Source organism: Mesorhizobium sp. 131-3-5 (assembly GCF_016756575.1).
GTDB lineage: Bacteria > Pseudomonadota > Alphaproteobacteria > Rhizobiales > Rhizobiaceae > Mesorhizobium > Mesorhizobium jarvisii.
Genome location: NZ_AP023254.1, coordinates 2,282,493 through 2,293,183, shown reverse-complemented (window position 1 = coordinate 2,293,183; position 10,691 = coordinate 2,282,493). Strand labels below are relative to the sequence as shown.

Sequence of the window (10,691 nt, the reverse complement as noted above, 5' to 3'; positions counted from 1 at the left end):
GCGGCTGCAGTATACGAAGCCGGCTTGCTGCAGAGCGTACCGGCAAGGCATTGTGGGATTAATGTCCTTTCTTGGCCAGATCACCACAAGCGCTTTCTTGAAAGTCCGCTTTTGAAGTTTCAAAGCCAAGAGCCGTCAGTCTGCTCCCGGCCCCATTGCCGCCATGAACAAGTCTAGGCAGCACATATCTCGTCTAGGCGAATTTTGCCTGGTATCGCTCCTGTGGTGCGAGCCAGCTTTCGATGAAATCCAGCGGGTCGACGCTTTCCATCATCGCTCTCGCGAGAGCCAGGCGCTCCTCCAGGCGCTTGCGGCGATCTTCATCGTCCGTAGTGTTCAACCGCTTTTCGGCGTCCACGAAAAAGCGCTCTATTGTCATCGCCCTGCCCCACCTTTCAATAATTTCCGCGAGCTGCTGCTGGCTGTCCGCTAGTGCCTGAGCCACCTTGCGGGCATCCTCCTGCTTTAGATAGCGCTCCCACTCCTCCTCTCTTTCTTTCTTCCTTTTGGCCGCCGCCACATCCTCGGCGTCCATAAGGCGCTGAACAGTGCCCTTGGCCGCCTTCACTGTTTCCACGATTTTCGGGATCAGAGCGCCAATCGCTTCATGCTCGGTCTCTTGCCAGGTCACGGACCAGTCGACGCCCTTTTTCGGCGAATAGGCAACAACCCGAAAGCGCCCGCAGGGCATGTCCTGCTCGTTTGTCCACGAATGCGTTAGCTGCCAAGGCTTGGCGGACCGGATGAGCCTGCTGTCCTCCCGATGGTATTCGCCATTGAAATATCGCACCGTCACTCTTTCGGTCATTTCGGTGATGGCGAGCCCGATCGGCACCGTGTCGACATAGAGGACAGTCGGTCGATCCGGAGCCCAGATGCTCCCTGAGTGATATTGCCCGTATTTGCGATCCTTGCTCTCCACCTCCTGTCTTTTGATGCGGATGCGATCAAGGTCGTCGGCAGGCGGCGCGACTTGAACGCGGCATCCCTGTTTGTCCAACGCGAGATAGAGATCGTTGGCGATCGAGAGTGCGCGAAGCAACTGGGTCTCTGAGGAAATCAGATCCGGCAGGATTCTCTTGTAGGGCCTAAGGAACTCGCCCTGTTTTACGTCGCGTGTTTTTCGCATGTGCTCTTCAACGCCGAAGAGCAGCCGATGGCGCGCCGGGCGATGGGGTTTCGCGGCAGGTCTGGCCTTGCGAACAGAGCCTTCCTTGACGGTTCTCTTTCGTCGAGGCTTTGGGGTCGACGCCGTTAGCTCGATCAGTTCGTCCAATGCCTCCGGCAGCGGCGGCAAGTCTACCGGCAGCCCGAGCAATTTACGCGTCCAATACCCCGACCCAGGATAGGGAACCTGATATCGCTTACATATCGATGCTAGCACCGTGCCGGAGATTCCGAGCTCTGGAGCGATTTTGCTGAGAGGCCTCTCGCAGACCCGATTGTAGAGCTCAAGGCGTGTCAGCTGCACGGCGAAATAGGTCTCAATTCAATCGTTGCCGATATCGCACCGCCAGCAGCGGCTGGTGATGCACATCGCTCGTCATCCGCCTATCAGCGATTTGGATAACTTTTAAGACAGCGTGGTGCCGGCTTATCCATGGTGCCGGTCCAACGTTCGCACGTTTGGGCGATCGAGGTCGCAGACCAACGGTCAAAGATGCGATGTCGACAAGGATGCAGGCTGCCCCCATGACAACGCGGCAGCCATCCAGGGCCTAACCTCGAGGCGGTGCGGAACCACTTCCAAATATCCGTGGACAATCGCAAACGCCGATTGAGACGCACATTGCAAATTGTTGAACTAATACAATTGTTTCGTATTGGAGCGCACATTGCGACAAAGGCTCACAATGTGCCGAGGACGGTAGAAATCCTAGCAAAAACAACCAACCGACCGCCGCACAATGTGCGCGCTTTTATCTTGCCGTCTTAATCGGTCGTATTTTGATAGACTTTCTATCCATCGTCGCTCCTCTTCTAACCTACGATAATACACTATTCTATGCTCTACGCCACGATCCCGTACTCTTGCGTTGAGTGCCGATGCGCCGTGCAGTCTTCCGCGCTCTGCGACGGCGTAGCAGCGCTGCTTATTTGCAGCACGGGAACCGTCGTGGCGCACTTTTCCATCGGAGTGACGGAGCAGCGTCACAGGCAATCCGGCGCGGTCCGGCCGTCTCGCGATCGGCGCGGCCGCAGGCAAGATAATTTGCGTTCCGTCGTTCCTGGTCTGCATCGGTCCTCATCCGCCGGAGCGGATTCCTTGTGTCAGATGGTGTCCGTCAACGTGCCGGCGCCATGCGTTTCAACTGTCGGTCTTCTACTCATCGATGCGCTCCGAGCAGCTTGCGGGCCTTGTCATGGGCACGCCGGCCGGCATCCGCCTGGCTTGCCGCCGGATCGCCGACATAGAACGTTCCGTCGGTCCAGATCGCGTGCATGATCACCGCCAGCTTGCGCGCCACGGCGACACAGGCCTTGCGGTGGCAGGAGCGTCTGGCGATCGCCTGGCCCCAGCTCTTGACCTTGTCCCGCCCTTGAAGCGCGTCATCAACCCCGACGCCGCCTCGTAGAGCGAGCGTCGAACATCGGCGTCGCCGGCTTTCGATATGCGACCCTGAACGTCGATCGAGGTGCCCGACCGCCATCGCCGCGACGTCAGCCCGAAGTAGGCCGCGACATCGCGTGAGCGGCGGAACCGCGACGGATCGTCGATCGCCGTCATGAACGAAAGTGCCGTGACGGGGCCGACGCCAGGGATTGCCATGAAGCGTCGGCACAGTTCGCTGCGTGCCACCATTTTGACGACGAGATCGTGCAGCCGGCAATACTGTCTCCACAGCGCTGCGCGCGCCGACAGCATGGCGTCCATCAGTTCGGAAGAAAGCGGATCCTCCGCCACCGCGGTGCGCACCGCTTTCTCGAAAGCCCCTCGCCCGACCTTGCCCAGTCGGATTCCAAATGCCTTCAGCGAATGGCGGATGGCGTTCTCCAGGTCGAGGAACTTGGCCTTGAGGTTGCGCCGGTGCATCAGCAAAAGCTTCGTTCGGTAGCAGCTTTCCGATTTGATATGAGCCTGACGGAACCAGCCGGTGCGCATGATATGGGCGATGCCGAGCGCATCGGCCTTGTCGGTCTTGTTGCGCTGCGCCGACATCGCGGCGCGCACGTGCTGCGTCTCCAGGCAGACGACTGGCAGGCCGAGTTTCTTGAGCTCTGGATGAAGCCACGGCGACAGTGATCCTGCCTCGTGGCCGACGCGGTGAAGTCGCCTGAGGAAGGGTTGAGTATCTCGAGGCTCTAGCCGTCGACGCACACCGTCCGTCTCGTCCATCGACACGTGCAGTCGCAATTAGCAAAAGTCCTTCTATGGTTCGGAGCGGGGCTTCGTCACACGTCCTCCTACACGTTCCAGAGGTCATCCGGGCCGAGATAGACGAGATCGAGTTGCCCACCCTGTGCTGCGACTGTGGCCCGTAGAAGTCCACGGCGATCTGCGTTCAATGCGTAGGGGAGGACGCCATGCGACAATCCTTCGGGTGACAGGACGAGAGGCTGGCCATTCCAGTGATGCAGCGAAACCGGTGACCCCGGAGGTGGCGGCAGATTGGTCCAGTTTACGTTCGCCAAGTAAGCGCGCTCCGACCAGATCTGGCTGGCACGTGGCGCGAACTCCTGCGCAAAATCGTGCCAAATCCTCCTTGTTTCGGGCGTTGGCCAGTCCGGCTGGGCGGCATAAGCGGCTACTTCTGGCGACCGGAGCCAGTTTCTCAACTCCTGTCCAGTGGCGAATATCGCCCCTGTGTCATGCACGGCTTTGATAGCCGCGAGTCGTGAGTTGAATCCAGCTTGCATCAGGATCGACGCCGACCGGTTCATCGTTCCGGTTTCGACCGCAGACAGCGCTAGACCAAGCTCATAATCTTCTAGCGAGGCAACCGCGCCGAGACCGCCAACGACATCGCCGTTGGCACCCGCTCGAACGCGTAGCGCTTCCATGGCCCACGGCAGCCGGTAGACAAGGCCATCCTCGATGAACCGCAAGCCGTCACCATCGCCATCGGCGACCAAGGCCGCCAAAGGCTCTCCGCGAAGCCAAAAGCGCAGAATGTCGCGCCAGTTGCCGGGCAGCGGATCCGGCGAGAAGGGATGGAAAGGGAATATGCGCTCGGCAATGCCGGTGATCGCAGCGATTGCCGCATCGCCGTCTCCAACAAGCAGGGCGTCGTTCGCCTGGACAAGCAACTGATTGGCCTCCAGCGCAACGGCATCCAGCGCTTGGCCTGCTGCCAAGCCGAGGCCGGCGAGGAAGTAGCCTCTGCGCTTTGCTGGGGTGGAATTGGCCCAGATGTGCCGGCTACGGGTAAGCAGCGTCGATCCTAAAGCGATGCGAGCTTCGTTCGATGTTCGCAGAAGCCGTCGCTGCCATAAAGATGATTGCAGGATCGCGTCGAGCGTCGCCTCGATGTCGGCATCCGGAACCTCTTCTTCCCCAATGAGGCTGAGGATCGCGGTGTCGAGCGTCGCGAGGTGCGTTTCCCATTGTTTGCGTGCGTCATCTCGGTCTTTGGGCTTTTCGCCTGGCACTTCCGGAAAGTTCCAAGCAGCCGCGTTGTTGACGACGTACTCCGTCAGATGATTGAGGTCACCGCCGACGATTTTGTGCATGCGCAGGAGAAGGGCCGTGAGCAGTTGGATCAGGCCGCTTTCCATCTCCCGAGCGCCCCGGTCTCCAATCAGTTGGACCCATTCGTTGTGCTTTTTGCTCCGTCGATCCTCGAAGATTGGAAAAAGGACAAGGCCTTCGACGTCGATATAGGCTCGGCCGGCGCGCCCAATGACATTCTTGAACTCCGAGACCTTGATCATCTCGCCGTTCCGGTAAAGCGAATGCATGACGACAGCGGTGGCCGACAGGTTCAACCCTTGGGCAAGCGTAGGCGACGAGATCGTGACTTTGAGGATGCCGTCGCGGAGGAGGCGCTCTACCTCCTTCCGGTAGGCCGTAGGGAGAGCGCCGTGATGGAGTGCAACGCCGAGCCGGAGGCATTTGAGAATATCGCTATTCGGGCCCAGCCATTCTTCCCCCAAAGCGATGGCCGTCTGGAGCGCCGCAGAGTCCACTGCCAGGAGCGAAGACAGCGCGCCGCGTTCATGCAAATCGACGATGACCTCGGCGTATGGCTCCACGCTCCGGCGTTGCGGGCAATAGATGAGAACCGTTTGCCCCTCTTCGACCAGGCGCCAAGCCGTGGCGAGACAAAGCTCCCGTTGGTCGCAAGGGAAGATCTTCGTCCGCTTTCTCTTAGGCTTGATGAAAAGCTGCGGAATGAAGCCGGTAAAGAACCGGGGCACGAACGGGCGTTCGTCATCGACCCGGAGGTTCAGGCGTGCATTTGGGCTATTCCAGCCCACTTCCCCGAACCGGAGTCGCGTTGGGCGCCAATCATTTTTGATAGGCCCGCCAGCCTGATCGCGGCGCAGCCATGCGGAGAAGTCCTCCAGCTGGTCGCCATCGGGCAGGATTGCGGAGAGGCACACGATCCGGCGCTGATCGGCGTCGAGTCGGCGAAGCAAGCGCTGAATCTGGACTTCGTAACGAACCTCACGTTCGCCTGGGCCGATCATATGCCCTTCGTCGAAAATCAGCAGACCGACGTCATCGAGCAGCGAAGGATCATTGCGAAGCGCAAAATCGATCTTTTCCGGCGTGGCGACTACAATATCGCGTCCCCGAACAGCGTCCTTGTCGAACCCCGAGACGCCGATGCTCCCATAAAGAGCCGAAATCGTCTTACCGAGGGGCCCAAAGGTACGTTGGAGATTCGCTTCCGTTTGGGCTGACAGAGCCCTCAGCGGTGTCACAAACATGACCCTGCGGCCGCCTGCAAGACACCGGAGAATGCACAGCTCCGCGACACGGGTCTTGCCGGCGCTTGTCGGCAGTGAGACGACGAGATTATCGGACTGATCGACGGCGCGAGCCGCCGCCTCGGTCTGCGACGGCCATAGATCGATTTCCGCCCTTGATCGGCAGGAAAGCGACGCAATCAAGAGCGATCGCAAGCGCAGCCAGTCTGGTGCCGCACCGCTCGTGGGAGCCAAAGGGACCCTCTCATGAAAGGTATTGGACCAGAGGTCGGACAGCAGATGAATAGCCACCCGATGCGCCCACCATTGCGGGAGGAGGTTGAGTTCGGCACAGATGGAAAGGGCGTTCCGCAGCCGCGCGATTGCTTGCTCGACCAAGGCACGCTCGCCGCGGTCGAGGGCTAAAAGGAAAATCGAGATGGCGCCGAAAAAATTGTCAGTGAGCGCAATATCCAGCCCTTCCCACAGGAAGTCATGGCCGTCGCGGTCGGGAGCTGCTTCGTCAGCTTGCTGAATGGGTTCGAGCGCGAGTCGCTCTTGAAATAGGCCTGTGATCCGCGCGTCAGAGCCTTCTCCATCCAGGCGATAATTATGAACCCGTGCGCGGAGACCATTGATATCCCGCCGCATCAGCTGCGCTAATGCGCGCTCGAGCGGTGAGAAGTTCTCCTCGTTTATGACGATCGCAAGAAGCGAGTAGGCTCGGGCGGAAAGCTGCGCGAGATGATAGCTTGCGGCCGCCATGACGAAATGGAAGTCCCGATCCGCTTCGCCGCGATTACCCTTGGCCATCACCGACTCAAGGGCGGTCGCAGCTTGCGCAAAAGCGACCCGAGCCTGATCGGCATCACCACCCATCTCAAGCATGCGAAGGCCAAGACCGAGGAGTCCGTAGGCGTAGCTATGAAGATCGAAGCTGAGCTGCGGCGAGAACTGTGGCGCGTCGGCAGGCAGAACGCCGTCCCGCCATATCATGGCGCGGGCCTGCCCTTGCGCGATGAGTCTGCCTCGAAAGCCAGCTGCGGCTGCGTCAGTGATGGCGGCCGAGATAGCGTCAGGGTTGGTTGGCATTGGCGATCACACGATCATAGACAGCGCCGACAAAGGCCGCATGGCCATCGACGTGGAGACCGACGCCCCACTGATTGATCGGCCCCGGGTAGGCTTGAAGTGACTGCGTCAACAATGCTTGCGGCGAGTTGCCCGAGAACGTGAAGAGCAGATGCTGCACGCTGGCCAAAGGGATGCCATGACGCACCAGCGCATCATCGATTGCATCCACCAGCGGCTCGTTCGCAAGTTCGAGAAGGCGCGCGGAAATGAACGAGAGCGCATGCGATGATGGCCGTCCATTGTCCTTATCAAGTCCAGCACGTGCTTCCGTGAGGGTCTGCGCGCGAAGAGAGGCTCGGCTCTTTGCTTCGGTCTTGAGAAAGCGAAGTCGTTGTGTGGCTTGGTCGAGAACCATGCCGATCACGTCGTCACCGCGCATTGCCATGTTGCGGTGATCTTTCCATCGCAGACGTTTGATCGGGGCGCGATAGCTGCTATGCGCATCGATCCATTCGGTCGCGTAGATCTCCCCGAGATCGCCGGACCGGATCTGCTTTGTCTGAGGCAACAATCCTGTGACCAGATCGGCAGCCCCGGGTTTGCCGAGACGACGCAATGCGCGTGCGACGCGCTCTTCCGCCGCATAGTACCCAGGCACCGCGGCGGCGGATAGCTGGACGCCCGCCGAGCGGTCGGCAGCGCGACCGGTCTTGATGTGGAGTTGGTGATTACCGAGTGGAGTATCGGCTCCGTCACACCAGTCGTCGAATTGCACCATGCCCTCATACCCTCTCGATTAAGCGCGGCGAAGCATTCGCGGGATGTGGACACGGTGAAAACCGTGCGTCTGCACTTGTTGGCGAAGCTTGGGTGTATCGTTGATGCCGAATGCGATGGCTGCCTTCAGGGGGCTGGCAAAGGTCGCGTAGAAGGTCCAGCGAGCGTCCTTCGGCAAAGGCGCGTTCTGCCGTCGGTCGGTGATGACGACATCGCGGGGGTCCTTCGTATTGCGGAAGGCATGGAAGGTGATCCAGTCGGGCCGCCTGTAGCGTGCCGCCTTGCTGAACGGCACCGATTGAACCTTCACGTCGCTTTGGTCGAGCACCCAGCCGCGCTGCTCTACAATCTGCCTGACCATATGGCCGACCATCTGCTTGACGCGGCCAGCCAGGATTTCTTCACGGAACTCTTCCAGAAGCTGTTCCTCAATGCCTTCGACTGCGGGCTTTCCGAGCTCAGAGGCCGTCTCCAGGCGTGCGATAGTGGCAGGCCGCGTCAGAAACGACCAAATGCGTTGGCCGACGTCGGACTCCGACAGCGAAGCGAATTTGTCCGGGTTGTAGCGAAGCATGATGAGGCCTCCTTGACCGGTCAAAAATGGCCGGTCATAGATGCCTAGTCAAGAGCACCTCACCTTGAAAACGCGCAGTCTGCCGATTTGCCGCTCGTGTGCCGCTGCGATTCCGGTCGGCTGCTTCGGCCTGAATGCACGCCCAAGCCGGCGCGAAGGACCAAGCGAACGAATCAGGCGTCAGACTGCGCCAGGTGCGGAGCGTAACAAGTATAGCTTCCGCATCTCTTTGCAATCGGAGCTACGTGTGCGGACCGGAAATTGCTGAGCGGCTTGCGTCTGCGCACGGATTGAAGGCAAGCGGCGCCGGACGCTTGCGTTCTAAAAGCTAGTGGTGCGAAATCTTTATTCGGAGGGGTACTTTTCATATGCCAGACCTTGATGTCCTGCGTGAGAGCCTTAAGCATAAGGATCGACTCGAACGAATGCCGGACAACAGTCCGCGGATGAACTGGAGGTTTCGATGCTATCGAGAGCTCCTAGATAATCTGGGCCATGGCGACGGCATGGCGGAGGTTATCGAAGTCGCGTGCCGCGACTTCCTGGAGGCTGCTCAGGCGTCGGGTGATCTCGGCAGTTACATCAGGACGCGATCCGCGCACCACAAAATCGTCGCGTATGAACTAGACATCGAAAATCTACCAACGCGTGCGGCGACCCTCTACATCGTCGGAGCATATCAACAGCTTGAAAGCTTTCTAATCGACCTGATTGAAGAGTCAGATGAGGTTTGCGGTCGCAAGTCACGGGAACGGACTGACAAAGAAGCCGCGCTGGACTGGGCGCTAGACGTTTTACCAGGCGGCAAAGCCGCCAACCTCCGAAAGGTACGGGTAGAACTGTATGCTATCCTTGAATACTATCGGGCTGTCAGAAACCGATTTATGCATACTCGCAAGAAGGCATCAGGGATCGACAAGGCCCTCAAGGAAGTGGATTACTGGTCACCGGTTTACGCGGTCGATTTCGGACTTAAGGCTCCTAACGAGCCTGACGCCTTGATCTTGGATGATTTTCTTCTCTTCACGCGAGCGATCAAATACGTCGCGACGCATTTGTGTCGCGTAGCCTGCCCAACGCCGGACGAAGTGGTTGCCCATGCGGGCAGGGAGATGAAGACCAAGGCGCTTCGGAACCTCGATTGGCATATGACTGACGACCAGAAAGCTCGAAGGAAACTCGCGCAGCACTATCAGGTCAAATATCGGTACGATCTTACGGCAGTCCCGCATATCCTGGACGACGTTATTCGTCTCAACAAGATTGGTGCAGGGCGCATCGGCCGAACCTTTAAGGACAAGGTGAGGCATCGTTGACTTAAGACTTGCGTTATCGTGCTCCTGCCGCTCGCGGTGCGAGGCCCGCGGTGTTACCGGCGACTATCATCTTCGCAACACGGGCAGTGGCAAGCCGCTGCCCGTGCACTGAGTAAGCAGAATGTCCAGCAACGCGCCGAAGCCTGAAGACCCCGGCGACGGAAGGAGTCAAATGAGCAGAGACAAAGAGGACGCGGGTTACAAGGGCGGTTTCGAACTGGATTCCCCGATTGGCAAGGTGAAGGTAGACGCGAGCTTGCCCCCTTCGGCCGGCGTATCTTTCGCGCGGGCTGTGGAACTGGGTTTCTCAGGACTGTTTCCGACAACGTTCGACCGGGCAAAGAACCGAACTCTCAAGGCGCGGATCGATGAAGCCGTAACGAACAAGATGGTCCAGGCTATTGACAGCATTGATCATCGCGAGATCTACGCTGCCCTGCTGAATTATCGACTGCGCGAAGATGCCAACATGTTGGAAGGTCGCGCCGAGATATTGGCGATCGCGGCAGAGCAGCTTGCTGCTCCTGGGAGGGGGGCGAAAATTGGGGGCGATACACATCCGATTTCGGACGATTTCCTGACCCACTTTTGGCGAACCGCTGACCGGATCAGCAATGCTGAGATGAGGATCATTTTTTCGCGAATCCTTTCCGGCGAAATTGCACGCCCCGGTAGCTTTTCGGCGTCGACGCTCAGCCTAGTGGCGACACTGCACCCGAGGGATGCAACGAATTTCGAGCTGATGTGTCGGATGGCGCTGAGCAATGGCTCTCACTCGTTCGTGGTTGTCAACGCGACCCACGCTGACAGGCCGCACTTGGAGTCGAATACGGTCACCTCGGGGACAAACATCGGCGAGTACTTGGTCGACTTTGGTATCCATGCGCTATCGCGCGGTTGTCGACCGGGCAATCGAACTGCTCGACATCGATCCGCGCGAAATGGACGATTTCTAGAGGTCGACGCGCACGCCTTTCCGCGGCTGACCAAACGCGGTGAAGCATCAGCCTGTATGCGATCGTGACGATCGTCAGCGCAAAATAAAGTGCGGCTCATCATCGACCTGGACAGCGGCGACATTGTCGCCTCTCAGTCAA

General features: G+C 59.1%; 6 protein-coding genes and 1 pseudogene. 2 read left to right on the top strand and 5 right to left on the bottom strand.

Annotation, left to right across the window (positions count from 1 at the left end; genetic code table 11):
* Positions 1-193: 193 nt before the first annotated feature.
* The 5 genes and pseudogenes from JG747_RS11075 to JG747_RS11055 form a co-directional block, all read right to left on the bottom strand.
* Complete coding sequence (locus JG747_RS11075) at positions 194-1,318, bottom strand: hypothetical protein (RefSeq protein WP_244748367.1); 1,125 nt, start codon at positions 1,316-1,318, stop codon at positions 194-196.
* Positions 1,319-2,327: 1,009 nt separating this feature from the next.
* Positions 2,328-3,289, bottom strand: a pseudogene (locus tag JG747_RS11070) (IS110 family transposase); the annotation flags it as partial.
* Positions 3,290-3,405: 116 nt separating this feature from the next.
* Positions 3,406-6,945 (bottom strand): DEAD/DEAH box helicase, encoded by a 3,540-nt coding sequence (locus tag JG747_RS11065; protein WP_202361768.1) that lies wholly within the window; start codon positions 6,943-6,945, stop codon positions 3,406-3,408.
* Positions 6,929-7,705 (bottom strand): Hachiman antiphage defense system protein HamA, encoded by a 777-nt coding sequence (locus JG747_RS11060; protein ID WP_202361767.1) that lies wholly within the window; start codon positions 7,703-7,705, stop codon positions 6,929-6,931. Before JG747_RS11060 ends, JG747_RS11065 begins: the two co-directional genes overlap by 17 nt.
* A gap of 18 nt (positions 7,706-7,723) precedes the next feature.
* Complete coding sequence (locus JG747_RS11055; RefSeq protein ID WP_202361766.1) at positions 7,724-8,278, bottom strand: hypothetical protein; 555 nt, start codon at positions 8,276-8,278, stop codon at positions 7,724-7,726.
* Between the two features lie 506 nt (positions 8,279-8,784).
* Here JG747_RS11055 and JG747_RS11050 point away from each other — a divergent pair.
* Both JG747_RS11050 and JG747_RS11045 read left to right on the top strand, forming a co-directional pair.
* The gene (locus JG747_RS11050; protein WP_202361765.1) at positions 8,785-9,594 is read left to right on the top strand and encodes a hypothetical protein; all 810 of its coding nucleotides are present in this window, start codon (positions 8,785-8,787) and stop codon (positions 9,592-9,594) included.
* 172 nt (positions 9,595-9,766) lie between these two features.
* Entirely contained in the window at positions 9,767-10,618 is an 852-nt protein-coding gene (locus JG747_RS11045; protein ID WP_202361764.1) for a DUF2806 domain-containing protein, read from the top strand.
* The last annotated feature ends 73 nt before the right edge of the window (positions 10,619-10,691 follow it).

What these genes read in the sequence shown, in the direction of transcription:
- JG747_RS11055 (WP_202361766.1), bottom strand. Translation starts at nt 8,278, where the DNA reads ATGCTTCGCTACAACCCGGACAAATTCGCTTCGCTGTCGGAGTCCGAC.
- JG747_RS11065 (WP_202361768.1), bottom strand. Translation starts at nt 6,945, where the DNA reads ATGCCAACCAACCCTGACGCTATCTCGGCCGCCATCACTGACGCAGCC.
- JG747_RS11050 (WP_202361765.1), top strand. Translation starts at nt 8,785, where the DNA reads ATGGCGGAGGTTATCGAAGTCGCGTGCCGCGACTTCCTGGAGGCTGCT.
- JG747_RS11060 (WP_202361767.1), bottom strand. Translation starts at nt 7,705, where the DNA reads ATGGTGCAATTCGACGACTGGTGTGACGGAGCCGATACTCCACTCGGT.
- JG747_RS11045 (WP_202361764.1), top strand. Translation starts at nt 9,767, where the DNA reads ATGAGCAGAGACAAAGAGGACGCGGGTTACAAGGGCGGTTTCGAACTG.